Raw genomic sequence first — 26,802 nt, 5'->3', positions numbered from 1 at the left:
GCGCGGCTTCATGACGGAACTGACTTCGTTGATGCCTGCTTGTTGTTATTGATGCGGCCTCGCTTACGCTGCCGCCCTCAAACCCGAGGCTTGCGTCGGCTCGCTCAACCAGTCCATCGCGGCCGGCAAGCCGCTTTCGTCGAGCGGCACGCCGGCGAGCCGCATGCCCATTTCGCAGCCGGCCAACGTGGCGAGCAACATCAGATCGTTGCAATCGCCCAGATGGCCGATGCGGAACATGCGGCCTTTCATCTTGCCGAGGCCCGTGCCGAGCGACATGTCGAACCGTTCGTAGATGAGCTTGCGCACCGCGTCGGCGTCGATACCCTCGGGCATCATCACGCCGGTCAACACCGGGCTATACACGGCCGGATCGGCGCACTGAATGTCGAGCCCCCACGCACGCACCGCGCGACGCGTCGCCTCGGCAAGACGCTCATGACGCGCAAAGACGTTGTCGAGCCCTTCGCCGAGAATCATGTCGATTGCCTCGTGAAGGCCGTAGAGCAAATTCGTGTTCGGCGTGTATGGCCAGTAGCCGGTCTTGTTCATCTCGACGATGTCGCTCCAGTCCCAAAAGCTGCGCGGCAGTTTTGCCTGCTTGCTGGCGGCCAGAGCCTTCGGCGAAATTGCGTTGAAGCTGATGCCCGGCGGCAGCATCAAGCCCTTCTGCGAGCCTGACACCGTCACGTCGACGCCCCACTCATCGTGGCGATAATCGGCGCAGGCGAGACCCGAAATCGTGTCGACGAGCAACAGCGCGGGATGGCCCGCAGCGTCGATTGCGCGGCGCACGGCGGCAATGTCGGACGTGACACCTGTCGACGTTTCGTTGTGCACGACGCACACTGCCTTGATCGAATGCTGCGTGTCGGCGCGCAGGCGCTCTTCGATCAGGTTCGGTTGAACGCCGCGCCGCCATCCTTCGATACCCGGAAGGCCAAGAAACTCGGGCTTCAGGCCGAGACTCTCCGCCATCTTTTTCCAGAGCGTCGCGAAATGGCCGGTCTCGTACATCAGCACGTGATCGCCGGGACTCAATGTGTTCGAGAGCGCCGCTTCCCATGCGCCGGTGCCGGACGCCGGATAAATCACGACCGGATGCTGCGTCTTGAAGATCTTCTTGATTCCGTCGAGCACCTTCAAACCCAGTTCGCCGAATTCCGGCCCGCGATGGTCGATGGTGGGATAACTCATCGCCCGGAGGATGCGATCCGGCACCGGACTCGGCCCAGGGATCTGCAGGAAGTGACGGCCAGCGGGATGGAAATCTAACTTCAGCATTACGCTCCTCCGATTGAATTTTGCATGCAAAAAACTATATCAGACGAAGTCGCGCGAGCGAAAGGCGAAAATTGCGTGCGGGCACAGGTGTTTACCCGCGCTGTATCGTTGTCGGCGGTGATCCGATAAAATTGCGGCAGAGAGGCATCTGAGGACGTTTGTATGCAAAATTCTGAAATTGAAGCAGGTTCGGCGGGTTCGGCAGTGTTGCCGAAAGTAGAGCGTCAGCGTTTGCACGACACGGTGGTCGAGCACATTCGCCGGTTTATCGTCGAAGGCGTATTGGAGCCGGGCAAGAAGTTGAACGAGCGCGAGTTGTGCGAAACGCTCGGCATTTCACGCACGCCGTTGCGCGAAGCGCTCAAGGTGTTGGCCGCTGAAGGGCTAATCGAGATTTCGCCGAATCGCGGCGCGTCGGTGTCGAAGATGTCGGAAGCCGAACTGCGCGAGACCTTCGAACTGATGAGCGGTCTCGAGGCTTTCTCGGGCGAACTCGCGGCCGAGCGAATGACGGCGGCCGAGCTCGCCGAAATCAAGGCATTGCATTACGCAATGCTCGCTTGTCGCGCGCAGAACGATCTCGCCGGGTACTACAGCCGCAATCAGGCGATTCACGACAAGATCAACGAGGCCGCGCGCAATTCGGCGCTGCGCCAGACGTATGTGTCGGTGAACCGGCGTTTGCAGGCGCTGCGCTTTCGCTCGAATTTTCAGATTCCGAAGTGGGATCGCGCGATTCATGATCACGATGAAATGCTGAAGGCGCTCGAGGCGCGCGACGGCAAGAAGCTCAGCGCGATTCTTCGGCAGCATCTGCTTGATAAGCGCGATGCGGTGTTGCAGGTTCAGTCGCGGGAAGAGGCGGCGGGGGGAGCGGGGTTATCCACCTAAATTGTTCATAGGGCTGTGGATAACGTTCTTATAGTCGGCGCAAGTGGTTGATGCGATGGCTGAATTTGCAGGCGGGTGATGTATGGGCAGGGAGGGGTGGGTTTGAGTACTCTGCCCTTGGTACGCTTTCATCGCGGCCTGCGCGGAAAAATGTATTCCTCGCTGTCGTTCGAACATTTGTTCCCCTACGTTTCCCCGCACGCCCGCTGCGGTGCAGGGAAACGGCCATTCTCCCAATCGCTGTCTCGAATAGCCTACGGATGACATCTGCCATTCCGCGCCGGAAGGTGGCAAAACCCCAGGCGCAACGCAGTGGCAGCGATGCCACTTCATGGCCTCAGCAGTTTGTACACCGTCGCTGACTTCCGCCAACGGGAGAGCGCCCATGCATTCATCGCCAAACCCGCGAGAAGGCAAACGACGGTTCCGACCGTATTGACGCCTCCACTGAGAACTTCGCCTAACCACTTAATTGAAAAAGCGGCTGAGATAACGGCAATAACGACAAACGAACCCAAAGACTTTACGGGCGAATTGACGCCGCAGATCTGCCCAGTCGAGTGATCCAGCCAGCCGACCAGTGTCTGCCAGTTATCCGGGTCGCGCAGTACCGCGGTGACTACCGTGCCGCTTTCAAGCCTCGGCTTGCCGTCCATCTTCACGGAGTACTGACGTCGTCCAGCGATCGTTACGTTAAACATTGTGGCGACCGTGCCGCCACTCCTGTCTTTCTCAAAAACAACGCCTCCTATGTCGTCAAGGGTTACTGTAATGGCGCGGTAGGTCATGGGCAAATGGTGCGGTGATTGATTCGAGAAGTTCTACGGGCTCATTGTGCCAACTCGAGCGTATCGTTCTCGATTTTTTATCAACTGCGCAAGCATGAAGGAGCAGGACCTCTATGATTCAAGATCAAGCGATCGCGCGGCAAGTAAGCGACCGACTATTGCAAGTGAACGGCGCGCTGGACGAAGCAATCGTCTTCGTTCAGGACAACTGTTCTGCTATCGAGATTCAGGCGTTCAAACGGGCTATGGGCGAGATCATGTACAAGGTGTTCGAAGAAGCCCTCATCCCCATCTACAAGAAGCATCCGATTCTTGTCCCCGAAGGACTGCGCGTGAGTGGCATCACTGATTGAGGCACCGCAGGACAAAGCAGGGCGCGGGGCACCGCGCCCCACCTGCGCAAACGCGCACCAAAGTGCGCGTCTCCCCACATAGAAACGCACTACACCTCAAGCGCCCTACCGCACCCCATCCCTGGCCCGAAGCGACTCCGGCAACCCCCGCAACACAATCAACGCACAAATCACGCTCATCGTCCCAATCACATACAAAGCCGGCGTCGTACTCCCAGTCAGATCCCTGACGCGTCCCACCATGATCGGACTCACGATCCCGCCAAGCTGTCCGAGCGTGTTGATCAACGCGATGCCGCCCGCCGCGCCCGCCCCCGTCACCAGCTTCGGCGGCAATGCCCAGAATGCCGGGATCGACGCCACCACGCCCCCGCCCATCACCGCAAGCGCGACGATCAGGAAGCCCGTCTGTTTGTCGAAGAAACCGGCCGCAAAGAATCCGATCGCCGACATCACCAGCAAACCGAACACGAACTTGCGACGCTCGCCGCTTGCATCGGACAAGCGCCCCACAACCACCATGCAGATCGCGCCGCACACATAAGGCACGGCTGTCAGCAAACCGATCAGCGTCGGATTATGCGTACCTGCCACGCGGATCAAATGTGGCGCCCAGAAATTCAATCCATACGACGCCACCTGAATCAGAAAATAGACGAGCCCCAGCGTGAGAAATCCCGGCGTCTTTATCGCGCCGATGAACGAATGCCCAGTCTCAGGATGACGGCTCTGCTGCGAAATCTGCTCAGCCAGGAATGACTTCTCCGCGGGCGACAGCCAGTTCGCATCGTCGATGCGATCTTTCAGCAGCTTCAGCACGAGATAACCAAGCAGCACGCACGGCAGGCCGCCGAGCAGGAACAGCCAGTGCCATCCCGGCATGCCAAGCACGCCGTTCATATGGCCGATGACAAGCCCCGCCAGCGGCGCGCCGACCAGCCCCGAAAACGCCGACGCGAGAAACAGCATCGACGTAATGCGTCCGCGATAGCTCGGCGGAAACCACAGCGTGAGGTAGTACAGCACGCCCGGCGCGAAGCCGGCTTCCATCGCGCCGATCAGAAAGCGCAGGCCGTAAAACTGCCATTCGGTGTTGACGAACACCATCGCCGCGGTCGCGAGTCCCCACGAAATCATGATGCGCGCAATCCAGCGCCGCGCACCGACCTTGTAGAGGAACAGATTGCTCGGCACCTCGAACAACACATAGCCGATCACGAACAAACTCGCGCCGAGACCATATGCGGTGTCCGACAAGCCGAGATCGCTTTGCAACTGAAATTTCGCGAAGCTGATGTTGATGCGGTCGAAAAACGCAAACAGATAGCAGATCATGATGAGCGGCATCAGCCGCCATGCCACTTTGCGGATGATGGCCGCCGCGCCGTCCGCGCTCTGTTCACGGCCGCCGGTTGCGATTGCGCCGAGGTCACTCATGATTCGTCTCCAATGCCGGATTCGGCTGCGCCGTCCGGTCGTTTAGTGGATCAGGGAAAGTCAGATTTGCAGCACGTAGTCCGGCACGGGATGCAGGTCACGATTGCGCCCCGCCTTCGCCACTTGCCCGGGCACGTCGTGGCCCAGCAAAGCCGGCAACGCTCGCGACAGCGCGAGCAGTTTCTCGAGGTCGATTCCCGTGGGAATACCCATTTCGTCGCACAGATTCACGAGGTCCTCGGTGCAGATGTTGCCCGACGCACCGGGCGCAAACGGGCATCCGCCGAGACCGCCCAACGCGGCATCGAAGCGGCGCGCGCCGGCTTCGTAGGCGGCCAGTACATTGGCGAGCCCAAGTCCGCGTGTATTGTGAAAATGCAGCGTGAGCGCCGACGACGGCACGCGTTGCAGCACTCGCTCGACGAGCCGCGTCACCTGGCGCGGATTAGCCATGCCCGTCGTATCGGCGAGCGTGATGCCCTCAATGCCCATCTCGCGGTACGTATCGACAATGCTGACCACGCGGTCCTCGTCGATCGTGCCTTCGAACGGACAGCCGAACGCCGTCGCGACGGACGCATTCAACAGCACGCCCGCGCCCTTCACGTGACGCACGATGTCGCCAAACGCCGCCAGCGACGACTCGCAGCTCATGCGCATGTTGGCGCGGTTGTGCGTCTGACTCGCGGACATCACGAGATTCAGTTCGTCCGCCTTCGCGGCGAGCGCGCGCTCGGCGCCCTTGAGATTCGGCACGAGCGCGACGTAGATCACGCCCGCGCGCCGCTCGATCTGCTGGAACACGGCCTCGCCGTCGCGCAACGCAGGAATGGCTTTCGGCGAGACAAACGAGCCGGCCTCGATGCGCGTAAAGCCCGCCGTCGAGAGCGCGTTGATCAATTGAATTTTGTCGGCGGTGTCGACCCACGTCGGTTCGATCTGCAAGCCGTCGCGCGGCGCGACTTCCTGCACGATGAGCTTGTCGGCGACTCGTGCGTTCAATTCGCGGTTCGCTGCACCGTTCGTTGCATGTGTCGTTGCATGTGTCATTGCACGGCTCCTTCGCGGCGCAGCCGCTCGATCTCTTCACTCGCGAAGCCGAGTTCGCTCAGCACGCTTCCCGTATGTTCACCGAGCGCGGGACCTTGCCAGCGCACTTCGCCTGGCGTCTCCGACAGCTTCGGCACGATGCCCGGCATCTTCACCGAGGCGCCGCCCGGCAGTTGTGCCTGCAACAACATGTCGCGCGCCTGGTAGTGCGGATCGGCGACGATGTCCGCGACGGAATAGATGCGCCCCGCCGGCACTTCAGCGCGTTCGAGCGCGGCCAGCACGTCGTCGGTGGAATGATGCGAGGTCCATGCGGCGATCGCCTCGTCGAGCATCGCGCAGTGTTTGGCGCGGCCGTCGTTGTGCGCGAGCGCGGGATCGTCGGCGAGGTCGGCGCGGCCGATCACCTGCATGAGGCGCCGGAAAATCGGATCGCTGTTGCCGGCGATCACGACATAGCCATCGTCTTCAGTGGGATAGGTGTTGGACGGCGCGATGCCAGGCAGCGCCCCGCCGCTTCGCTCGCGAACGTGGCCGAGCAGATCGTATTCGGGGACGAGACTTTCCATCAGATTGAAAACGCTTTCGACGAGCGACACGTCGACCACTTGCCCGTCGCCCTGCCCTGTCTTCACACGCAGCAGCGACATCAACGCGCCGATCACCCCATGCAGCGACGCGAGTGAATCGCCGAGACTCACGCCGACGCGCGCCGGCGCGCCGTCCACCTCGCCCGTCGTGTAGCGAATGCCGCCCATCGCTTCGCCGATGGCGCCGAAGCCCGGACGGTCACGATATGGACCCGACTGGCCGTAACCGGAGATACGCACCATCGTCAGTTTGGGGTTGATCGCGTGCAGCACGTCCCAGCCGATGCCGAGCTTTTCGAGCGCACCAGGACGCAGGTTTTCGATGACGACATCGGCCTCGGCCGCGAGCCGCTTCACGATCTCGACACCCTCCGGCGACTTCAGATTCACGCACACCGACTTCTTGTTGCGCGACTGCAGATACCACCAGAGCGACGTGCCTTCGTGCAGCTTGCGCCATTTGCGCAGCGGGTCGCCGGTTTGCGGCGCTTCGATCTTGACGACGTCCGCGCCGAACTCGGCCATCAGGCGCGCGGCAAACGGCGCGGCGATCAGCGTTCCGATTTCAACGACGCGGATACCTTGAAGGGGTCCACCCATGTGCTGTCTCCGAAGTGGTTTTCTGTTGGGAGACAGCTTGCAGGCGTGCGGCGGCGGCGTCCAACCGCAATTCGCCAACGACCGTTCGCGAACGACGAACGCTCAAGCGCGGCGCAGATTCATGCCGCCGGCGTTTGCGTGGCTTCGGAGGCTTCTATCGAACGCAGATGATCGAACAGCAGACGGCTCACCGGCGAGAGCGCATCGACATCGCGCACGACCAGCACGAGGCTGCGCTCCGACCAGTCGTCTTCGAGCGGCGCGCCGACGAGCCCGAGCGGCCGTCCCATGAGTTCATAGACTTTGCGCGGCAACACGCCGACGCCCATGCCCGCCTGCACCATCCGGCAAACGGCGTCGAAGCCCGGCACGTGGATGCGCAATCGCAACGGCTTGCCGGCGACGCGCGCGGCGATATGCGTTCGCGCATTGATCGAACTCGCGGCGTGCAGGCCGACGTGATCGCCGTCGAGCGTTTCGGCAAACGCCACGCTCGTGCGCGCGGCGAGCGGATGATCGTCGCGCATCACGAGCACCAGCGAATCGCGGCGATAGTGCTCGACGTGCAGCTCGCGCGTGTCGGCATCGGCGGAACAGATGCCGAGATCGGCGAGGCTATCGTCCACCGCTTCGACGACGCCGCCGCTCGGCCGCTCTTCGAGGTCGAGCTTCACGCGCTCATGCAGCAACTGGAACGCGCGCAAATCTTCAGGCAAAAATTCGACGATGGCAGACAGGTTCGCCATCATCCGCACATAACCGCGTACGCCGCTCGCATGCCCAGCCAGTTCGATGCCGATGTTTTCGATGTCGCGCATCACGCGCCGCGCATGATGCAGCAGCGTTTCGCCGGCCGGCGTGAGCGTCATGCCGCGCGCGTTGCGCTGAAAGAGCGTCGCGCCCACGGCCTGTTCCAGTTCGAGCAGCCGCTTGCTCGCAGCGGAAACGGCAATGGCCTCGCGCTCCGCGGCACGCGTGAGCGTGCCTTCCTCGTAGACGGCGAGGAACAGTTGAAGCGTGGTCAGGTCGAGCTTGCGGAGAAGGTTTTTAATCACCATGGCGCGGCGCCGGAAGTTCGGTCAGTGGCTAATCATCCCATATGCGGCGCGTGCAATATTGCTTGCACGACGAGTATGCGAGACTGTTTGCGCTCGCCATGCAGCGTCAAAGCGCGTTTGGTATGCTGGGCCACCGCGTTTTCCCCGACAATCGCGCGAGGCCGTCGAACGCCGCCAATCGCACCGCGTTGACTGCCGCGGTTTGCTTATCGTGAAAGGAATCATTCGATGCCCACCGTCGCGATCGCGATCTTTGCTGGCGTGCAGGCGCTCGACGTCGCCGGTCCCGTCGACGTCTTCTCCGAAGCGAACCGCTTCATCGCGCCGGACGCGCGCTACGAAGTCACGCTGCTGAGCGCGCAACAAGCACCGCTGCGCGCGTCCAACGGCATGACGCTGATCGCCGACGCCGTCTTCGCGCGCGCTCGCAAACCGTTCGATCTCGCGTTAGTCGCAGGCGGCCCCGCGCTGCCCGAAGGCGCCCCGCCCGAGGCGTCCTTGCTCGACTGGTTGACCAACATCGCGCCGCAATGCGGCCGTTACGGCTCCATCTGCACGGGCGCTTTCGCGCTCGGCCATGCCGGTCTGCTCGACGCGCGCAACGTCACGACGCATTGGCAGCACGCGGCCCAGCTCGCCGCGCAGTTTCCGAAAGCGCGCGTCGACTACGACCGCATTTATCTGCGCGACGGGCAACTGGTCACTTCCGCGGGCGTGACTGCGGGTATCGATCTGTCGCTTGCGCTCGTCGCCGAAGATCACGGTGCGCATATCGCGCTCGCGGTGGCAAAGCGGCTCGTCGTGTTCGCACAGCGCCAGGGCGGACAGTCGCAATTCAGTCCGTATCTCACGGCGCCCGTCGACGAAACATCGCCGGTTGCAAAAGTCCAGGCGCATGTGATGGAGCGCATTCACGAGAGTTTTACAGTCAAGCAACTCGCCGATGTCGCCGGCATGAGCTCACGCAATTTCGCGCGCGTGTTCGTGCAGGAAACCGGCGTGACGCCGCATGAATTCGTCGAGCGCGCGCGTGTCGATGCCGCGCGCAAGCTGCTGGAAAGCAGCGGCGCCGCGCTGAAAGCGATTGCCTACGATTGCGGTTTCGGCACCGCGGATCGCATGCGGATCGTCTTCGTGAAGAGAGTCGGCGTCACGCCGATGCAATACCGCGAGCGCTTTCGCGCGGCCTGAAAGCGCGCGAGCGGCGCCGCTGCGCGTGCGAAACATGCGTGAGAAGATAACGGCCTGCATGAGCTATCTTCAAGGAACGACATGAATCCCTCTTCTCCCATTCGCGCGATCGTCACCGGCCATACGCGCGGCCTCGGTGCGGCGCTCGCCGCGCAACTGCTTGAGCGCGATGTCGCGGTGCTCGGTCTCTCACGCTCGCGTCATGCGTCGCTCAAACAGCGCTTTCCCGCGCTGCTCGATGAAGTTGAACTCGAACTCGCCGATACGTCGCGTGTTGCGCAATGGACGGCGACCGATGCACTGCGCGCGTTCGTCAGCGGCGCGAAGACTGTGCTGCTGATCAACAACGCGGGCATGGTGCAGCCGATCGGTCCGATCGACGCGCACGACGCAGCGGCCATTGCCAGCGCAGTGAGCCTGAACGTCGCCACGCCGTTGATGCTCGCAAGCGCGCTCGCCGCGGCAAGCCCCGATGTGAGCGACCGCCGCATCATGCATATTTCGAGCGGCGCGGCGCGCAACGCTTACGCCGGCTGGAGCATCTACTGCGCGACGAAGGCCGCGCTGGATCACCACGCGCGCGCCGTCGCACTCGACGCCACTCGCGCGCTGCGTATTTGCAGTCTCGCGCCGGGCGTCATCGATACGAACATGCAGGCGGAGATTCGCAACACCGGCGTCGAACAGTTTCCAATGCGTGAGAAGTTCGAGGACTTGAAGCGCAACGGTCAGCTTTCGACGCCCGAGCAAGCTGCGGCTCAATTGCTCGACTATGCGTTCAGCGATGCATTTGGTGAAACGCCGGTGGCTGATATTCGCGAGGTTGGGAAGCGGGCGTGATGCGCTGTTGATGCGCTGGGGTGCACAGTCACTATCGCGGCTCCTGAAAAGTCTCACCTTTGGGCGCGGGCGGCGATGGTTCGTGTGCTTTTTGCAGCGGCGCGTCGCGCGAATTGCGCTTGATATGCAGTGGTTTTACCGCGCTGCTGCTGCGGCTTGCATCGCCACCTGCGCCACAACGGCGGGCTCCCGAAAATCCTCACCCTTCGCACGCAGCGGCCGAAGGTGAGCGGGAGAGAGCAGTTTCACATCTCCCGAAAACTCTCACCTTAAGCGCTTGCGGACCGCCCGCAAAGCCATGCTGGGCGTGGGCCGACGACCCCGAAAGAGGCGAATCCCGAAAACTCTCACCTTTAGAAGCACGCGAATGATCGGGATACCCAGGTAAGACGTTGACGTGCGGTGCGGTGACAAAACGACTCGCAAACCGCGAACCGTCCGACTCCATATGGACGGTGAGGCACATGCGTTCCAGTCGCTCACGGATCGCCGCAGCGTCGAAGTGCTCCCGAATTCCCTCACCTTAGAGCGGATGAAGCCCCGGGACGACACAGCTTTGGCCCCCGCACCAGGCGGACATTTAGCGGATTTCGCCCATTTTCGCGACGATAACGCGTGCGAATCAAGCGCGGAACTCACGCGCCGAACCGCTCCCGAAAACCCTCACCTTTGAGGCGTGGCGCGCAAGCGTCAGTTCGCGAGCTTATGAAACGTCTCCAGCACCGCGTCGCCCTTGAACGGCTTCACGATCGAGCCCTTGACGCCGCAGCCTTGCCGCATTCTTTCATCGCCGGGCTGCTTTCGGTTGTCAGCATGATGACGTTGACAGTCTTGTTCGCGAGTCGCCGCGAATTTTCTTGACCATCGTGAGGCCGGCTATATTCGGCGTGTCTACGTCGCTGATCAACGACCTTGATGCTTTGCCATGCATCGCTCGTGTCGATGCCGAGACCGTTCCGGTTCAGAAAGAAAACCCGCCACTGCGTCGCGCACAGTACTGGACTCATCCACGATCTCACCTTTGCGGCGACCTCCTGGAACTCCTCACCTTTACGCACGCTGTCGGGTGAAATGCATCAAAGGTGCGGCGTGAATCCTGGGACGACTCACCATTGCAGGCGTCGCGTCATCTCCTGGAACATCTCACCTTTGGATTTGAAGACGTCGATGGTGATGCCGTCTCCTGGAATTCCTCACCATCCTGGAACGGCTCACCTTTGGCGATATCCGCAAGCAACGTGCGGACTCACGCGATACGTTATCGCGTCAGCTTGATGACATTCGACAGCCCCGCAGCCGGCGAACTGCCGAAGCTATACGTCGAACGGCCGCTGCGTTTGGCCGCATACATGGCGGCATCGGCGACGTCGAGCAAGCCTGCGATGCTCTGCACCCTGTCCGGAAACGTGGCGATGCCGATACTCACGCCAATCGCAAAACGGCCGCCGTACTCCTTGTCGCCGATCGCTCGCACACCTGAGACAAGGCGCTCGGCGAGTTCCCGCAATTGGGCGTCGTCGCCGCAATCGGTTGCGAGCAGCACGAACTCATCGCCGCCGACACGAGCGAGCGTGTCGCTCTGCCGCGTCGCGGCCCGCAGCGATTCTGCAAGCCGGCGCAGCAACACGTCGCCGGCGCTATGGCCCATCGCGTCGTTGACCTTCTTGAAGCCGTCTATGTCGAGGTACAGAAGCGCGATTCGGCGCGACTCGGCTTCGTTGCCCGAGAGCGCGTCGATGGCGGACAGCAGCCGGCGGCGGTTCGGAAGTCCCGTCAGCGTATCCTGCGCGGCCTGCTGATCGAGCATGTTCGAATACGCATGTACTCTCGCGAACGCACGACGCTGAACATACACCGTGTACCCCATCAGGCAGCACACGAGCACGGCAATGGCAACGAGCGCGGCGCTGCCGAACACGAGGCGCCGATGCGCATCCTGAGTGGCGACCTTGCGCCTTTCGCGCCACTCGTTCAGCAGTTCGCCGAGGTCCTGGCGCAGGCCATCCATATACGCCTTGCCTTCGTTGGTCTGCACGAGCTGGATGGCGGCCGCACGATTCCCGCTGCGAGCCAGTTCGATCGTGCGCGCGAGTTCGACCACCTTGTCGGTCTTCGCATGCTCGACACGGCGCACGAGTTCGAGCGATTTTTCGTCGCTGCCTGCTGCCTGCTGCAAACGCAAAACGGTGTCGTCGAGGTCGCGAATGCCCTGGCGATAGGGCACGAGGTAGGCTTCATCGCCGGTGAGCAGATAGCCGCGCTGGCCGGTCTCCGCGTTCTCGAGATCGTGCAGCACGCGATTCGCGGCGCCGAGCACGGCGAACGCTTCCTCGTCGCGCAGACCGTCGGCGACAATGATCTTCGCTTCGTACACGAACAGACCGGCTGCGACGAGCAAGCCAATGGCCATGCTGATGTAGAGCGCAATGAAACGGTTACGGTCGGCTTTCGCGGAGCGGAACAAACGCGCGGGCACGAGAGGCTCCAGGGCGGTGGGGATGGTGGAAGGGTGTAATGATACTGGAGAGCCGTGACAGACTCTCGCGAAGCGTGTTTGCGTCAGCTATTGCCGTGATGCCACCGCATAACAATTTTTTTGAAAAGCAGTGTCAGGTTTTTGCGGTAGCCCCGACTAAGCCCAACATCACCCGTGTTGGATAGCGCGACAACGTTCGAACTATCAAACGCAACACGGGAAGAATGATTTGGCCAAAGGAGCTTGACGGATGGACATGGACTTCGACTGCACGATGTGCGGCAAATGTTGTCACAACCTTCGGTTGCCGCTGACCGTATCCGAAGCAATCGCGTGGCTCAAGCGAGGCCACGACGTTCAGCTATTTGTTGAAGCGCTGCCGTGGCCGGAAGAGCCGCCGGAAGACAATCTGGTCGCGGCACATAAGCGCCGACGCTCGTTTGCGGCTACAAGCGGTTCTCTGCCCGTACGAGTGGTCGTTGTCATCGTTGCAGCATTCGATGGTCCATGTCCGAACCTGCAAGAAGACATGCGATGCGGCGCTTACGAAAGTCGACCTCTGGTATGCCGTATTTATCCTGCGGAAATTAACCCGTTCATTTCCATGGACCCAGCGCAGAAAGCGTGTCCGCCGGAGGCCTGGACGGGTGCGAGCTCGCCACTGTTGCGTCAAGGACAAATTGTCGACGCGCAGATCGCCGCGCTAGTCACTGAGTCGCGCAACACGGATGCTGCCGATGTCTGGGCGAAAGCCGCCCTCTGCACAACGCTCGGAATCGGCAGTGCGGCCTTGAGCAACGAAGGGTTCGTTGTTCACACGCCAGACCGATCCAGTCTCTTAAGCGCTCTTGAGTCGGCGCAAATGGTCAAGACGGCCACGGCAAGTTCGTGGCAATTTGTCTCGAACCGAAGTGAGACGGCGAACGCATTGGATTCAGTTGATGCGGTCGTATCGAGAACGTCGGCTTGGGAAGCAGAGGGCGCTACCTTCTTGGGCTTTTTCCCGGACGATGTCTCGGGGAGTGGGACTCACTGAAAGGCGAACTAAAACTTCACCTTCACCTGAAAGCCGATGGTGAATGGAAGATCGTCGGAAGGGATCGGCGGAATCACGATGAAGTTCGCGCCGACACGCTTGTATTCGACCATGATGAGCGGCGCGAGCACGGGTCCGATCGTGTGATCGCGGCCGAGTCCCCAGTTGCCATAGTTATAGCCGGAGATGATGCCGCCCATCGCCGCTATGCGGACAATGCCCCAGTGCAGAAAATCCGGCGACCAGACGCCGCCGCCGTAATACGACGGCCGGCGCAGTGAATTGCGAAAGCCGCCCGCCGTCAGCGCCCATTGATTGTTGAGCCAGCATTCGACGCCGAGGCCTGGGTTGAACTGCTCGAAGTGTTTGTCTGGGTCGGGATTGATGTGATAGGAACCCAGCATCGCGTCGACCCATACGCCGCCCTCACACCAGTTGCCCGCATGCGCCGCGGAGGTGCCGGCGACGCTCGCGGCAAACGCGAACAATACGCGGCAAAGGTGCGTTTTGAACTGGCCGGTATGCTGCCCGGTGTGCTGGCTTTTGTGCTGGCTGATTTGCCTGCCGATTTGCGTGGTCATCCGCCTGCTGATCTGCCGAAGATGCATGTCCTCTCCATCGCCAGTCGAACGCCGGCGCGATGCTGTTCTCATATCGGTGCGTGCCGCCCGTCGCGCACTGTACCGCAAGCCACTCGCGCGATGTTGAAGACGCACTCGGGCTTGCGGGCACAAGACGTGCCGGCAAGCGTCAACACAACTCTAATGGAGGACCGATGGCAAAGCGGTGAAGACGCGCGCCGCATTTTCACGCGTTTTCACGTTGCAGGCAGAGTGTTTATAGACCGAGGTCGGAAAGGCCAGGGTGATCGTCGGGACGGCGGCCGAGCGGCCAGTGATACAGACGGTCCGCTTCGCGGATCGGCAGATCGTTGATGCTGGCGTGACGGCGCGCCATCAATCCATGCTCGTCGAACTCCCAGTTCTCGTTGCCATACGAGCGGAACCAGTTGTTGGAATCGTCGTGCCATTCGTAGGCAAAGCGCACGGCGATGCGGTTATCGGTGAACGCCCACAGTTCCTTGATCAAGCGATAGTCGAGTTCCTTCGCCCATTTGCGGCGCAGTAAGCCGACGATTTCCGCGCGCCCATGCGTGAATTCCGCACGATTGCGCCACACGCTGTCCTGCGTATAGGCGAGCGACACACGTTCAGGGTCGCGCGTGTTCCAACCGTCTTCCGCGGCGCGAACTTTCTGGATGGCGGTTTCGCGCGTAAAGGGCGGCAGCGGCGGACGGGTTTCGATCGGATCGGTCATGAGATACCTCGCTTTTGGTCAGGTGGGCAGTCAGGATGCGGGTCGCCTCGTCGGCGGGGACTTGCGTGAAGGTCGGCTTGAAGTTTTGTTGCGTGCGGGCGTGTTCCCGTTGCCGGCTGATTGAGCGTCGAGCAAGGTGACAGCGACGGCCTGCGCGTCGAGCGCCGCATCGGGCTCGCCGCTGACAAGCGCAACCGCGATCGCACCGTCGAGCAACACCAGCCACTGCCGCGACAAACGCGCGGCGCGCCTCGCGTCCAGTTTGCTTTCGGCGATGAACTCGTCGAATTGCGTCCGCACGAAAGCCAGCAAGCGCTCCTTGTGCTCGCGCGCGACGATGCGAATCGGGTCTTCCGCCGAAGCGATCTCACCGGCCGCGTTCAGAAACGCACAACCGTGAAAGTCCTCCGACGCGAACCATTCGCGCAATACGTCGAACATGCCGAGCAGCCGTTTGCGCGCGCTCTTGCCGCGCCGCTGCGTGCCCTCGACAAACCAGTTCATCCAGCGTTCGTCGCGCCGCTCGAGCGCGGCCGCGACGAGCGCGTCTTTCGATTCGAAATGCGTGTAGAAGCTCTTACGCGCGGTGCCCGACTGCTTGACGATCGCGTCCACGCCGGTTGCATGAATGCCGCCCGCGTAGATCAACGCTTCGGCAGCGTCCAGCAGACGCTCACGCGCGCCAGCCGCCGATGCCTTTTCCATGAGAGTATCCGTAGCCATGTGCGAAGGGTAGAACGATCATTCTCCCTCGTCAAGTCTTGCCGCTTTTTGCACGACGTGCGCGGCACCTGTTATCCTGGTTGCCAGCAAACAACCGGAACTCACTTGATGAATGCGTTCACTGCCCGCAGCATTGCCGTACGCGCTTTACTCGCCGCAATGCTGCTTACATCAATGGCCTGCACGCCGCTGCAAGTGCTGACGCATTCGGTCAGCCAGAACGAAGCGCGCGTGCCGGTCGGGCGCTACGACCTCGACCTGGATCATTGCAGCATTACGTTCGACGTCGAACACTTCAAGTATTCGCGCTTCACCATGCGCTTCGATCGCAAGAAAGGGCAACTGAACTGGAACGAAGGCGGTCTCGAGCAAAGCAGCGTGTCGGTTTCAATCGACGCCGCGAGCATCGACACGAACGTGCCGCTGCTCGACAAGATGGTGAAAAGCGAAAGCCTGCTGGACGTGGAGCGCTATCCGGAGATTCGGTTCGTGAGTACGAAGTTCGAGCGCACCGGCGAATCTCGCGGCACGTTGACGGGCAATCTGACCATTCACGGCGTAACGCAACCCGTCACGCTGGACGTCACGTTCAACGGTTTCGCACGAGATCCGCTAACGAAAAAAGACACGCTTGGCTTTTCCGCGGAAGGACAGTTCAGCCGCGCGAAGTTTGGCCTCGCGACGTGGTATCCCGCAGTGGGCGACGACATTCACGTACGAATTCAGGCTGAATTCGGCAAAACGCCCGCGGGCGCGTGAGCGCATCGCGGGCGTGTGTGAGACGGCAAGCGTCGTGATGCTTACGCGGCCGTCCAGTCGAGAATGACCTTGCCGCTTTCGCCGGAAAGCATGGTCGCGAACGCTTGCTGGTAATCGTCGACCTTGAAGTGATGCGTGAGAATCGGCGACAAGTCGAGCCCGCTTTGCAGCATCGCCACCATCTTGTACCAGGTCTCGAACATCTCACGGCCGTAAATGCCCTTGATTTCGAGGCCCTTGAAAATCACCTGAGTCCAGTCGATCGCGGTCTGCGCCGGCGGAATACCGAGCAGCGCGATCTTGCCGCCGTGGTTCATCGCTTCGAGCATGCTCGTAAAAGCGCTCGGCACGCCGGACATTTCGAGGCCGACGTCGAAGCCTTCGGCCATGTGCAGGTCCGCCATCACGTCGCGCAGCGATTCGCGCGACACGTTCACCGCGCGCGTCGCGCCCATCTTGCGCGCGAGGTCGAGCCGGTAATCGTTGATGTCGGTAATCACGACGTTGCGCGCGCCGACGTGCTTCGCAATCGCCACGGCCATGATGCCGATCGGCCCCGCGCCCGTAATCAACACATCTTCGCCGACGAGGTTAAACGACAGCGCCGTGTGCGTCGCGTTGCCGAACGGATCGAAGATCGCGGCCAGATCGTCGGAGATTTCAGGCGGAATCTTGAACGCGTTGAACGCCGGAATCACGAGATATTCAGCGAACGCGCCCTCGCGATTCACGCCGACGCCCACCGTGTTGCGGCACAAATGCCGGCGTCCCGCGCGGCAGTTGCGACAGAAGCCGCAAGTGATGTGGCCTTCGCCCGACACGCGATCACCGATCGAAAAGCCGCGCACTTCCTCGCCCATTTGCACGATTTCGCCGACATATTCGTGGCCGACATGCATCGGCACCGGAATCGTTTTTTGCGCCCAGTCGTCCCACTTCCAGATGTGAATGTCCGTGCCGCAGATCGCCGTGCGCGTGATGCGGATCATCACGTCGTTATGGCCGACTTCGGGCAGCTTCACATCGGTCAGCGTGAGACCCGGCGCGCGTTCGAGTTTTGCGAGTGCCTTCATGCGCCCTCCGCCTGGATCACGCCAAGCTCACGGCCGACGCGCGCGAACGCATCGACGGCGCGGTCGATCTGTTCCGTCGTATGCGCCGCGCTCATTTGCGTGCGGATGCGCGCGCGGCCTCTCGGCACGACGGGGAATGAAAAGCCGATCACGTAGACGCCTTCGTTCAACAGCGCATCGGCCATTCTGGAAGCAAGCTGCGCGTCGCCGAGCATCACGGGAATGATCGGATGTTCGCCCGGCACGAGCGTGAAACCAAGCGCGCTCATCTTCTCGCGAAAGTGCGCGCCGTTTTCGCGCACGCGGGCGCGTAGTTGCGCGCCTTCGTCGCTGGCGAGCAGTTCGAGTACTTTCAGCGACGCCGCCGCGATGCTCGGCGTCAGCGTGTTCGAGAACAGATACGGCCGCGAGCGCTGACGCAGCAATTCGACGATCTCCTTACGCGCGGCGATATAGCCGCCCGATGCGCCGCCGAGTGCCTTGCCGAGCGTGCCCGTGATGATGTCGACGCGCGAGAGCACGCCGCAATGTTCCGGCGTGCCGCGTCCGTGTTCGCCGATAAAGCCGACGGCGTGCGAGTCGTCGACCATCACGAGCGCGCCGTAGCGGTCGGCCAGATCGCAGATGCCGGCGAGATTGGCGATGATGCCGTCCATCGAAAATACGCCGTCTGTGGCGATGAGCTTAAAGCGTGCGCCGGCCGCGTCGGCCTCTTTCAGTCTGGCTTCGAGGTCCTCGAGATCGTTGTTCTTGTAGCGAAAGCGCTTGGCCTTCGAAAGCCGCACGCCGTCGATGATGCTCGCATGATTCAACTCGTCGCTGATGATTGCGTCGTTCTCGTCGAGCAGCGTTTCGAACAGGCCACCGTTCGCGTCGAAACAGCTCGAGTAGAGAATGCAGTCGTCGGTTTGCAGAAACGCGGCGAGCGCCTGCTCGAGTTGCTTATGGACCGTCTGCGTGCCGCAAATAAAACGCACCGACGCCATGCCGAAGCCGTCGTTGTCGAGCCCTTGCTTCGCGGCCTCGATAAGGCGAGCGTCGTTGGCAAGACCGAGATAATTGTTCGCGCAGAAGTTCAGTACTTCGGCGCCGTCGGCGAGACGAATATCGGCCGATTGCGGGCTGTCGATAACGCGCTCGCTCTTGTAAAAGCCGTCGGCGCGAATCTGCTCGAGCGTGCCGCGCAGATGGGCGAGAAATGAGTCACGCATGAACCGGGCTCCTGAATGGGTGAGACCGACGTGGGCGAACAGGCGACGGCCTGCTATAGTCGGTTGTCAGTTTTATCGGATATTTTCGTTTTTTCGAACTAAAATCCGGTATATCGAACAACTCTAAACGATGGGTCAGGAAATGGCAAGTTCGGGTATTCGCCGTGCGGCGGCTGGCGCGGCACCCACTCCGAGTGCAATCGCGGCGCCGCCGCGCGTCGGCGAACAGATTCAGCGTCTGCGCGCCGAGCGGCGCATGACGCTCGACGATCTGTCGCGTGCGGCGGGCGTGTCGAAATCGATGCTCTCTGAAATCGAGCGTGACAAGGCGAATCCAACGATCGCAGTCGCCTGGCGGCTGACCAATGCGCTTGGCGTGAGCCTGGATTCGCTGTTCGCGCCGCAAAAGACGCCCGAGGCGATCGCCGTCGCCGGTCCGCACGAGATTCCTACGTTAAGCGGACACGACGCGAAATACCAGTTGCGCGTGTGGGGGCCGATCGAGCTGGCCGGCAAATTCGAGTGGTACGAGTTGACGCTTCAGGCGGGTGGTGCGCTCGTGTCCAACGCGCACGAACCGGGCACGCGCGAGCATCTCACGGTGCTACAGGGGTCGATTGAAATCGAGGCGGCCGGGACGACAAAACGGCTCAAGGCCGCGGACACGGCGCGCTACGTCGCCGATGAGCCGCACGCTATCCGCAATGCCGGCAAAGGCGAGGCGAAGGCGTTGCTGGTGGTGATTCACGGCTGAGGCATCGAGCAGCAAGAGGCGTCTACGCGGAATCGGGGCTTGCGCGAGGTTGCGCCGGATACTGTATGTTTGTACAGTACAGGCTATCGACTGGAGCCGATAATGAACGACCTGAAAACCGCCCCGACCGACCACGCTCTGGCTGCGCTGCGCTATCAAACTGCGGCGCGCGATCTCGAACGTATCGTCCGCAACATCGCCGGGCGCTACATCGTGCAGCAAGTGCCGCTCACCTGGCGCCTGCTTCACGCGATTGAAGCCGAGGCGCTCGCCGACCTCGGATTTGCCAGCCGGCATGACGCGCTCATGCTCGGTCTGTTTCAACGTCCGTCGGATTTGCCGTATCCCGAGACTGACGAGGCCGTGGACTTCGGCATGTCGACCGCGCTGCCCGCCGTGTTTGCGTTTGCTGTTCTGGCTTACGAGGAAGCCGCTCGCCGCGCCGCGCAACGTACCTCCGAAGGCGCTGCTGTCCACAAGCGAGTGCAAGCCTGGGGCGATTAAGCCGGCTGCGCTTGCACCACGTCTACAATATGCGCAACTAACCGATAGATAGCGCATGTCGCCTCCTCACTTGTCCGACCCGGTGCCGCGTCGCCAATCGTCCACCGATCTGTTCGATCAGCAACGCGAAGACTGGCGCCGCGATCCGCAAGTCGCGTTCGACGCATGGCTCGCCCGGCAGCATTTCAGGCGCTCGTCGGCGCAGGTGTACCAGGCGCAGTGGGGGCTTTTCCTCGAGTGGCTGAGGGCGCGCCAAAAGAGTCTCGTCACCGTCGATACGCAGACCATCGCCGATTTCGTCGCCGGGCTCGAGATACGCAAGCCGCAACGCGTGCGCTATCTGCGGCTTATCGAGCGGGTGCTGGATCATGTGCGCGAAGTCGAGGCATCGTCGACCAATCCTGCCCGCTTCATCGCTCAGGATGGCGAGGCTGCGTGGCGCAACGCGCGCGACAACGAGCCGACCGGGTTCCTTCATCACGCCGAACGCGCCGCGCTGATCGCGCATCTGTTTTCGCCGGTGCAGGCGCTGTCACGCGCGCAGCGCTGGAAAGAACGGCGCGACCGCGCGCTGATCGCGGTGTTTCTCGGCGGCGGACTGAAGACCGGCGAGGCCGCCGCGCTTACGGTTAGTTGCGCGACGCCAGGCTCGCCGTGGATCACGATCGACTCGGCTAATCCCATGCTGGTTCGGCGGACACGGCTCGCGCCGTTCGCTTCCGCGATTCTCGACGCCTGGCTGGCCGAGCGGCGTTTGGTCGGGCTCGCTGGCGATCTCGTTTTTACCGCTTCGCCTTCCGGCAGGCCGATGCATAAAGCCACGATGCTTCGCGCAGTGGATGCGCTCGTCGACGCGGCGGGCATCGCGGCGTCGCGTACCTCGCGCGCCAGTCCGCACACCTTGCGCAACACGTTTGCCGCGGATCTGTTCGAGAGCGGCGTGGAAGCGGAGTTGGTCGGACAATGGCTCGGATTTGTTCAGGCCGTGTCCGCGAATCGTCTGTATCGCGCGTGGCAAACGTGGATGGAACAGCAGAATTCACGCGTCACAGAGGAACCCGATCCGGCCGCGCCGCTCCTGCCCGAAGCTCGCACCGACAGGCGTTTTACGAGGAAAGCGGGCTCGGCGGAATCCTGAAACTTCTCACTTTTCAGGTCCCGAATTTCCTCACCTTTGCGGGCTCTCGGGCTCTCGGGCTCTCGGGCTCTCGGGCTCTCGGGCTCTCGGGCTCTCGGGCTCTCGGGCTCCTCGGCTCCTTGCTTCAGGCCGGAGCGGACAAAGAGCCGCGCGACAAAAACCGGCTCACGGCTTCCAGCCGTGAATCGCCCGGCCCGGACGAGTGATCGCATTCCGGACATTGCAATTCGAACTGGTGATCGACTTGCGACAGTTCCGGCTCACCTTCTTCGCATTTAGGACAACGCAACGGCAAGCTCACGTGGCCATCGGCTGCGGTGCCGATCGTGCGCAACTCGTCGCTGGTGAGACGGCCGGCTTGCACGAGCGAGTACAGCAAACCGCCGATCGCCGGATCGATGCCCTGCTGGCTGCGCAGGCTCGCCAGTTCTTTCGTCAGCGCGTCGATCTCGTCCGATTGTTCGCGCAGTTGCGCATCCAGCCGGTCGCCGCGCGCTTTCGCCGCGGCAAGTTGCTGAATGAACTCGAACTCCTTGCGGCTGGCGTCGCGCACACCCGACTGATAGGTCGCGGCCATGCTGCGCAACGAGTCCAGTTCGACCAGCATCGGCTTGACCCGGCGCTCGGCTTCCGCGACGGCGTCCTTGATCTGCTGGGCATAGTGCTCGGTGCTCTGGCGCAGCTCGACATGTAAGGCGTCGATGCGATCGCGCAGCGTCGCGTTTGTCGCCTGCTCGGTGTCGACGCGTTGCTGAAGTGTCTGATTTTCGTGTTCGAGCCGGCGCACCGCTGCCTGAAGTCCTTCCTGATGGGCTGTGCCGTGCGTGGCGACGGCGGAGAGCTCGGCTTCCAGCGCCCGGATGCGTTCCCACGCGGCTTCCGCCCGTTGCTCACTGCGCTTGATGGCTTCTTCGGAGGCGTCGCGGCGGATTTCCGCGTCGCGCGCACGCTGCTCGGCCGCGGCGATTTGGGCGCGTGCTTCGTCGCGCTCAGCATCCAATGAGGTGCGTGCTTGTGCGACCGCTTCTTCAAAGAGTGCGCCCAAGAGTTCTCCGGCACGCTCTTCCAAAGCTTTCGGGATTGCGCCGCCGCCGATCTTCACACGCGAGACGTTGCGGATGCGCTCCCAGAAGTGGTCGATGTCTTTCGGGATGTCGCTGGCGCTGCCGGTCTGGGTCAGATCGCGCACGGCTGCCATCGACGGACGTATGCCGAGATCGAAGAACAGCCGCTTGCAGGCGTGCAGTGAGAGTTCTTGCCGTCGAGCGCCTTTGGTTCGCATCGCGTCCAGCTCTTCGCGTAGGGCTCGACGTTCGTCGTCCAGGTTCATTTAGGCCTCTGCGAGTCGTGAAGTGTAGCGATCATAACAAGTTACGTATCATGCGCTACGATTTTTTGTCTACTGGCTGTGGCAGAGCCTTTTTATGCTGGGTAGCCTGCGCTTCCTGTTCGTTGCGTCGTGCGTGCTGGTTTTTTCCGTGAAACAAAACGAAGAACGTCATGTAAGTCTTTGTTCTGTCAGCTGATTATCCAGTTTTTCTTTCATTAGGCACTGTTTCACGATGCGCAAGCTTCGGAAGGTGGTCGGGGATGTGGCTCTTTCCGGAGGACTCGCGGGTTCGAGACTAGAGAGTAATAAAAGTAAACACCCTTGAACCTAGGTTAAAAACGTTAACGCCAAGGCAAAGCCTTACCTGGCGCGGGTTTCCCGGCGGCAAGGTGAAGCTTTCCGGGAAGCCAGGTGAGATCCTGCGGGACGCACGAGTGATGAGGTTCGGGGACAGTGGTGAGCCGGTGCGGGAAACATCGTGAGCGGGTTCGGGAAGCGTCCTTGCAGTGAGTGCGGGCACAAGGTGAGATTTTGCGGGAGCTTATCATTCGCAAGCGCCCGGCTGCGCTAGAAAGCGATCTCTCGCACCGGCGGAGCCAAGGTGAGTGTTTACAGGACGGTCGCACCACGCTGTTTTTGCCCCTGTTCGGGGGTCCAAAAACCTCGAGGTGAGCCAAGACAGGAGAAAACGCGGATGCAAGGTGAGGTTTTACGGGGATCGGTAGCCTGTTTTGCCTTGATTTTGTGCAGTCGACTACCGTAGGTGAGCTTTTTCGGGAGCGTTGGCGGTGTTGGTGATGCTTTTTGCCACGACATGGCGGTGAGCGGTGACTGCTCTATGCAAAAGGTGAGGAAATACGGGACCTGCAACTAGGGGCTTGCCACGGCTGGTCAAAATCCGGGCGCCGACAGGCAAAGGTGAGGCTTTTCGGGAGATTTTCGGCCGCGTTTTTCGCCCAAAGGTGAGCGAATGCAGGAAAGCAGCCGACTTCATGGTCCGCAAATGTCCTGTGGACGGGGCTTGATCTTCATCAGGCCTGAGCCAGCTGGATCCGAAAGGTGAGTGTTTCCGGGAACGTCTTGCGCTGCACCAAGGCTCCTGGACAGAGACAATTCGGCGTTAAGGTGAGGTTTTACGGGAGATGCAGAGCCGCGCGCGGTGCATGGTGGTTCTTTTATGTTCGAGGTAAGTAACGGATAACAAAGGGGAAATTACTGGGTTAGCCGAAAGGTGAGGCTTTTCGGGAGGAAGGTTTGGCAACTGCGCCAGCGCATCGCCGATGCCAAAGGTGAGGACTTCCGGGACTGTTTTGAAGCAGTACCGATAGCCTGGGTTGCTGGAACCCGCGTCATCCGGAGCGCTGAACGCACTTAATGGTGAGCTTTTGCGGGAAGCTACGCGCACTACTGATCGCATGCGTCGCCGGACAACTGGACTGAGCTGGCCGCGGCGCTCCGCGAACGTATAGGTAAAGGGTGCGCTTGCCCGCCGAGATCGCAGTATTCGCCTCGTCGATCTGTCTGCGTCCCGCTTGCCAGCGCCGCGACCGTGGACGACAAGCGTTGCGGTCCAAAACCCAAAAATTTTTTAAGGTGAGAAGATTCGGGATCAACGAGTTCCCCTTTCCGTCCGCACAAAAAGCGCGGGTTTTTTCCCAAGCCGCGACGCTAAAGGATCGCCGGAATCTCGCGTCAAATGGTCAGGTGAGGGTTTTCGGGAGTCGCCCGAGGTGAGCCGCATCGCGTAAACTGCCTTCACCCGCAACGGTGAGAGCCGCGCTATAGACGCGTATCACCACAGTCGGTATGCTCTCGCCAAATCCCTCCTTGACCAGACGCATGGCCACGAAGCGCGCCAAGAAAACCGATGTAGTCAGCCCGAGCTCGGCGGAGTTGCGCAAGGCCGTCGAGGCGATCGCCATTCAGCCCAAGAGCGGCAAGATCACGCTGCTGACGCGCAAGCTGTTCAACGTGCTGCTCGCCGTTGCACAACAGGCCGACGAATCGGGCGATACCTACCGCGCGTTGCTGTCCGACATCGTCGCCAATTCCGCGTTCGATTCCAACGACACCGCGCTCGTCAAGGAACACCTGCGCCGCATGGTGTCGGTTCAGGTCGAATGGAGCACCGGCACGTCCAGCCAGAAGCCCGGCCGCAAGTGGGGCATCTCCACGCTGATCGCCGACGCCGAAATTCTCGAAGATCCGACTACGCGGCGGGTCTGGGTGGAGTTCTCGTTCGCGCCGAAGATCAAGAAGAAGCTGCTCGATCCGGTCCAGTATGCGCGCCTGAGCCTGCAATTCCAGAGCCAGTTGCGCAGCAGCGCGGGTCTCGCGCTGTACGAAATCTGCGTGCGCTATCTGACTAATCCGAGCCATCTGACGATGCGCGAATCGTGGGAATGGTGGCGCCCGATCCTGTCGGGCACGCCCGACACGGAAGCCGGCGACGAAGCGAAGCGCGAGTACAAATACTTCAAGCGCGACTACTTGCGCCCGGCGATCGCCGAGGTTAATGCCGTCACGAACATCTTCGTCGAATTGATCGAGCACCGCGAAGGCCGGCGCGTCGCCGAAATCCAGTTCCGCGTGACCGAGCGCAAGCAGCCGATGCTCGCGCTCGATGAGCATCCGAACGTATTCGACAGCACGCTGGTGGATCGCATGGTCAAGATCGGCATCCCGCTCAAAGAGGCTCAGACGCTTTACGCGGACAGCGAGGAGAACCGTATCCGCGCGGCGCTGCAGATGACTGAGCAGCGCATGCGTAGTACGTCGTTGCCGCCGGTCCGCAGCGCGCCGGCGCTCTTCAAGGACGCGCTGAAGAAGGGCTACGCACCGCCGGTCGAATCCGTGCCGTCCGTCGGCAGTGCGAAGGCTGCAGTGGCGGCCCCCGCAGACGACCTGAAGGCGCGACTGTTGGGCGAGTATTCCGCGTATCGTCGCCGGGAAGCGCGCGAGCTCTATGACGAGCAGGGCGAGTCGGAGCGCGAGATTGCGCGGCAGTCTTTCGAGGAAGAAGAATTGCCGGGGCTCGGCGCTCACATGCGCGACGACTGGCGCCGCCGGGGACTGGACTCGAAGATTGTGGAAACCGCTTTCTTCGATTGGCTCGCTCGCAAGACCTGGGGCGAACCGACCGATGGCGATCTGCTCGCCTTTACGCTGAGTCAGTCGCGCGCGGCCTGATTGCGCCGCGCCTCGCCGCATCCCGCTCTGATTGCTGGCGGCGGCGGTTGGCTTGCGCCGTTGTGCCGCCGCTTCGTTCCGCGCCTAGTTCTGCGCCTGGTTCTGCGCCTTGTTCCGCGCTTTGTTCCGCGTCTATTACTTCAGCATCTTCTCGATCTGGCGAAGAATGTCGTCGCGCTTTTCACGCGTGAGACCCTTCAGGCGCAACTCGATCCGATCATCTCCGTATGACTTCAGGTCGCCCACCGATACGCCGTCCAGCTTGATTTCCAGCCGTTGCGCGTAGCGCTGGCGACCCGCAGGCTTGGTGCTTTCCTGCGTGGTTGCCCTGCCTTTGACGATGTCGGCGACCTGCCGCGTGCTCAGGTCGTCGGAGATGATTTTGTTGATGAGGCGCAGCGTCGCGTCGGCACCGCGCGCGGTGTGGTAGCGGCCCACTTGATAAGCCATGTTGGAGCCGAAACGATCCGGCCGCGCGACCATCTCGTGCATGACCGCTTCCGGCAATTTGGCGATCGACAAGGCGACTGCAACCGTCGACTCGTCGAGGCCAAGGTGCTCGGCAAGTTCCTTCTGGCTCTGGAAATGGCGATCCTCCAGAAAGCGTTTCCAAACGACTGCATTGTCGAATACGGTCTGTGAATCGCGTTGGACGTTGAGGTCGTAGCCGAGCTTGTAGCTCTGGATTCCGATTGGCAGGTCGATAACGATCGCCTTCACCGATTCCTTGTTTGCTTCCTTCAGCGCGCGCACACGTCGGCCACCGTCACTGACGAAGTAGGTGCCGGGATTGTCGTAGTCGGGAATGACGTGAATTGCCTGCTGCTGCCCTTGCTTCGCCAGATTGACGGCCAGTTCGGCTATCGACGATTTCAGATAAAAATGCCGCGGATTGAACGGGCTCGGCTTGATGGTCTTCAACGCGAGTTCGATGACCTGGCCGGGGCGATATCCGTGTTCCATTCTCCACGCGCGGTAGGCGGCGGACTCGTTCTCCGTATCGACGGTGTCGAGGTCGGTTTGCGCCTGCGGGATCACGGACGACAAGGTCCGCGCTGTCCCGTCCTGGGACTTCGAGACGTTGTTCTTGACCAGACCGTCGATGGCGTTCAGGCGGTCAAGTGCAGTTCGTTTCTCGCTGCTGGTCGTATCAGGACGTGCTTGAAAGCCTTTGGCGAATTGGGAGGGTTTCATTCAGGGTCCTTTATGC

Annotated in this window: 24 protein-coding genes and 1 pseudogene; 10 read left to right on the top strand and 15 right to left on the bottom strand. The window is 61.5% G+C overall.

Annotated elements, in window-relative coordinates:
- Nucleotides 1-63: 63 nt before the first annotated feature.
- Nucleotides 64-1,284: a pyridoxal-phosphate-dependent aminotransferase family protein gene (locus BGRAMDRAFT_RS04525; protein WP_006047483.1), complete on the bottom strand. Its 1,221-nt coding sequence runs from the start codon at nucleotides 1,282-1,284 to the stop codon at nucleotides 64-66.
- Nucleotides 1,285-1,446: 162 nt separating this feature from the next.
- Between BGRAMDRAFT_RS04525 and BGRAMDRAFT_RS04520 the strand changes: the two genes are divergently transcribed.
- On the top strand, nucleotides 1,447-2,175 hold the full coding sequence (locus BGRAMDRAFT_RS04520; RefSeq protein WP_006047482.1) for a GntR family transcriptional regulator: 729 nt from the start codon (nucleotides 1,447-1,449) through the stop codon (nucleotides 2,173-2,175).
- Between the two features lie 329 nt (nucleotides 2,176-2,504).
- Here BGRAMDRAFT_RS04520 and BGRAMDRAFT_RS33195 read toward each other — a convergent pair whose 3' ends face one another.
- Nucleotides 2,505-2,963: a hypothetical protein gene (locus BGRAMDRAFT_RS33195; protein WP_006047481.1), complete on the bottom strand. Its 459-nt coding sequence runs from the start codon at nucleotides 2,961-2,963 to the stop codon at nucleotides 2,505-2,507.
- Between the two features lie 113 nt (nucleotides 2,964-3,076).
- Between BGRAMDRAFT_RS33195 and BGRAMDRAFT_RS04510 the strand changes: the two genes are divergently transcribed.
- Nucleotides 3,077-3,316: a hypothetical protein gene (locus tag BGRAMDRAFT_RS04510; protein WP_006047480.1), complete on the top strand. Its 240-nt coding sequence runs from the start codon at nucleotides 3,077-3,079 to the stop codon at nucleotides 3,314-3,316.
- A gap of 105 nt (nucleotides 3,317-3,421) precedes the next feature.
- On the opposite strand, the gene BGRAMDRAFT_RS04505 is transcribed toward BGRAMDRAFT_RS04510, so the two are convergent.
- The 4 genes from BGRAMDRAFT_RS04505 to BGRAMDRAFT_RS04490 form a co-directional block, all read right to left on the bottom strand.
- Entirely contained in the window at nucleotides 3,422-4,753 is a 1,332-nt protein-coding gene (locus BGRAMDRAFT_RS04505; protein WP_006047479.1) for an MFS transporter, read from the bottom strand.
- A 60-nt stretch (nucleotides 4,754-4,813) separates the two neighbouring features.
- Nucleotides 4,814-5,803, bottom strand: a complete 990-nt coding sequence (locus BGRAMDRAFT_RS04500) for a hydroxymethylglutaryl-CoA lyase (protein ID WP_006047478.1) — start codon at nucleotides 5,801-5,803, stop codon at nucleotides 4,814-4,816.
- Nucleotides 5,800-6,993: a CaiB/BaiF CoA transferase family protein gene (locus tag BGRAMDRAFT_RS04495; protein WP_006047477.1), complete on the bottom strand. Its 1,194-nt coding sequence runs from the start codon at nucleotides 6,991-6,993 to the stop codon at nucleotides 5,800-5,802. Before BGRAMDRAFT_RS04495 ends, BGRAMDRAFT_RS04500 begins: the two co-directional genes overlap by 4 nt.
- Nucleotides 6,994-7,112: 119 nt before the next feature.
- Entirely contained in the window at nucleotides 7,113-8,051 is a 939-nt protein-coding gene (locus BGRAMDRAFT_RS04490) for a LysR family transcriptional regulator (RefSeq protein ID WP_006047476.1), read from the bottom strand.
- 228 nt (nucleotides 8,052-8,279) lie between these two features.
- On the opposite strand from BGRAMDRAFT_RS04490, the gene BGRAMDRAFT_RS04485 reads away from it, so the two are divergent.
- Together BGRAMDRAFT_RS04485 and BGRAMDRAFT_RS04480 are read left to right on the top strand one after the other, a co-directional pair.
- Nucleotides 8,280-9,242 (top strand): GlxA family transcriptional regulator, encoded by a 963-nt coding sequence (locus BGRAMDRAFT_RS04485; RefSeq protein ID WP_006047475.1) that lies wholly within the window; start codon nucleotides 8,280-8,282, stop codon nucleotides 9,240-9,242.
- A gap of 81 nt (nucleotides 9,243-9,323) precedes the next feature.
- Nucleotides 9,324-10,082, top strand: a complete 759-nt coding sequence (locus BGRAMDRAFT_RS04480) for an SDR family oxidoreductase (protein ID WP_006047474.1) — start codon at nucleotides 9,324-9,326, stop codon at nucleotides 10,080-10,082.
- A gap of 690 nt (nucleotides 10,083-10,772) precedes the next feature.
- Here the strand turns inward: BGRAMDRAFT_RS04480 and BGRAMDRAFT_RS04475 are convergent.
- Nucleotides 10,773-11,096, bottom strand: a pseudogene (locus tag BGRAMDRAFT_RS04475) (response regulator).
- A 244-nt stretch (nucleotides 11,097-11,340) separates the two neighbouring features.
- Nucleotides 11,341-12,558, bottom strand: coding sequence for a diguanylate cyclase domain-containing protein (locus BGRAMDRAFT_RS04470; protein ID WP_006047473.1), 1,218 nt, complete (start codon nucleotides 12,556-12,558; stop codon nucleotides 11,341-11,343).
- Nucleotides 12,559-12,808: 250 nt separating this feature from the next.
- On the opposite strand from BGRAMDRAFT_RS04470, the gene BGRAMDRAFT_RS04465 reads away from it, so the two are divergent.
- Complete coding sequence (locus BGRAMDRAFT_RS04465) at nucleotides 12,809-13,594, top strand: YkgJ family cysteine cluster protein (protein ID WP_006047472.1); 786 nt, start codon at nucleotides 12,809-12,811, stop codon at nucleotides 13,592-13,594.
- Between the two features lie 8 nt (nucleotides 13,595-13,602).
- On the opposite strand, the gene BGRAMDRAFT_RS04460 is transcribed toward BGRAMDRAFT_RS04465, so the two are convergent.
- The 3 genes from BGRAMDRAFT_RS04460 to BGRAMDRAFT_RS04450 form a co-directional block, all read right to left on the bottom strand.
- Nucleotides 13,603-14,202, bottom strand: coding sequence for a hypothetical protein (locus tag BGRAMDRAFT_RS04460; RefSeq protein ID WP_006047471.1), 600 nt, complete (start codon nucleotides 14,200-14,202; stop codon nucleotides 13,603-13,605).
- 229 nt (nucleotides 14,203-14,431) lie between these two features.
- Complete coding sequence (locus tag BGRAMDRAFT_RS04455; protein WP_006047470.1) at nucleotides 14,432-14,911, bottom strand: nuclear transport factor 2 family protein; 480 nt, start codon at nucleotides 14,909-14,911, stop codon at nucleotides 14,432-14,434.
- A 30-nt stretch (nucleotides 14,912-14,941) separates the two neighbouring features.
- On the bottom strand, nucleotides 14,942-15,634 hold the full coding sequence (locus tag BGRAMDRAFT_RS04450; RefSeq protein ID WP_044020298.1) for a TetR/AcrR family transcriptional regulator: 693 nt from the start codon (nucleotides 15,632-15,634) through the stop codon (nucleotides 14,942-14,944).
- A gap of 108 nt (nucleotides 15,635-15,742) precedes the next feature.
- On the opposite strand from BGRAMDRAFT_RS04450, the gene BGRAMDRAFT_RS04445 reads away from it, so the two are divergent.
- The gene (locus BGRAMDRAFT_RS04445; RefSeq protein WP_006047468.1) at nucleotides 15,743-16,393 is read left to right on the top strand and encodes a YceI family protein; all 651 of its coding nucleotides are present in this window, start codon (nucleotides 15,743-15,745) and stop codon (nucleotides 16,391-16,393) included.
- Nucleotides 16,394-16,434: 41 nt separating this feature from the next.
- On the opposite strand, the gene tdh is transcribed toward BGRAMDRAFT_RS04445, so the two are convergent.
- Nucleotides 16,435-17,466 carry an L-threonine 3-dehydrogenase gene (gene tdh / locus BGRAMDRAFT_RS04440; RefSeq protein WP_006047467.1) on the bottom strand — a complete coding sequence of 344 codons (1,032 nt, stop codon included), beginning with the start codon at nucleotides 17,464-17,466 and terminating at the stop codon, nucleotides 16,435-16,437.
- Nucleotides 17,463-18,677, bottom strand: coding sequence for a glycine C-acetyltransferase (locus BGRAMDRAFT_RS04435; protein ID WP_006047466.1), 1,215 nt, complete (start codon nucleotides 18,675-18,677; stop codon nucleotides 17,463-17,465). Before BGRAMDRAFT_RS04435 ends, tdh begins: the two co-directional genes overlap by 4 nt.
- 130 nt (nucleotides 18,678-18,807) lie before the next feature.
- Here BGRAMDRAFT_RS04435 and BGRAMDRAFT_RS04430 point away from each other — a divergent pair, with 130 nt between their 5' ends.
- From BGRAMDRAFT_RS04430 to BGRAMDRAFT_RS04420, 3 genes are all read left to right on the top strand, one after another.
- The gene (locus BGRAMDRAFT_RS04430; protein WP_006047465.1) at nucleotides 18,808-19,431 is read left to right on the top strand and encodes a helix-turn-helix domain-containing protein; all 624 of its coding nucleotides are present in this window, start codon (nucleotides 18,808-18,810) and stop codon (nucleotides 19,429-19,431) included.
- Nucleotides 19,432-19,533: 102 nt separating this feature from the next.
- The gene (locus tag BGRAMDRAFT_RS04425) at nucleotides 19,534-19,935 is read left to right on the top strand and encodes a DUF2471 family protein (RefSeq protein WP_006047464.1); all 402 of its coding nucleotides are present in this window, start codon (nucleotides 19,534-19,536) and stop codon (nucleotides 19,933-19,935) included.
- A 55-nt stretch (nucleotides 19,936-19,990) separates the two neighbouring features.
- Nucleotides 19,991-21,073, top strand: a complete 1,083-nt coding sequence (locus BGRAMDRAFT_RS04420; RefSeq protein WP_006047463.1) for a tyrosine-type recombinase/integrase — start codon at nucleotides 19,991-19,993, stop codon at nucleotides 21,071-21,073.
- A gap of 124 nt (nucleotides 21,074-21,197) precedes the next feature.
- Here BGRAMDRAFT_RS04420 and BGRAMDRAFT_RS04415 read toward each other — a convergent pair whose 3' ends face one another.
- Entirely contained in the window at nucleotides 21,198-22,403 is a 1,206-nt protein-coding gene (locus BGRAMDRAFT_RS04415) for a DNA-binding protein (protein WP_006047462.1), read from the bottom strand.
- A 1,839-nt stretch (nucleotides 22,404-24,242) separates the two neighbouring features.
- Between BGRAMDRAFT_RS04415 and BGRAMDRAFT_RS04410 the strand changes: the two genes are divergently transcribed.
- A complete protein-coding gene (locus BGRAMDRAFT_RS04410) occupies nucleotides 24,243-25,592 on the top strand; it encodes a replication initiation protein (protein WP_006047461.1) in 1,350 nt (449 codons plus the stop codon).
- 135 nt (nucleotides 25,593-25,727) lie between these two features.
- Here the strand turns inward: BGRAMDRAFT_RS04410 and BGRAMDRAFT_RS04405 are convergent, their stop codons facing one another.
- A complete protein-coding gene (locus tag BGRAMDRAFT_RS04405) occupies nucleotides 25,728-26,786 on the bottom strand; it encodes a ParB/RepB/Spo0J family partition protein (protein ID WP_006047460.1) in 1,059 nt (352 codons plus the stop codon).
- Nucleotides 26,787-26,802 lie beyond the last annotated feature (16 nt).

The organism is Paraburkholderia graminis C4D1M (assembly GCF_000172415.1).
Classification (GTDB): Bacteria; Pseudomonadota; Gammaproteobacteria; order Burkholderiales; family Burkholderiaceae; genus Paraburkholderia; species Paraburkholderia graminis.
The sequence above is the reverse complement of the archived record's forward strand: the minus strand, read 5'-3'. Positions and strand labels throughout refer to the sequence as shown.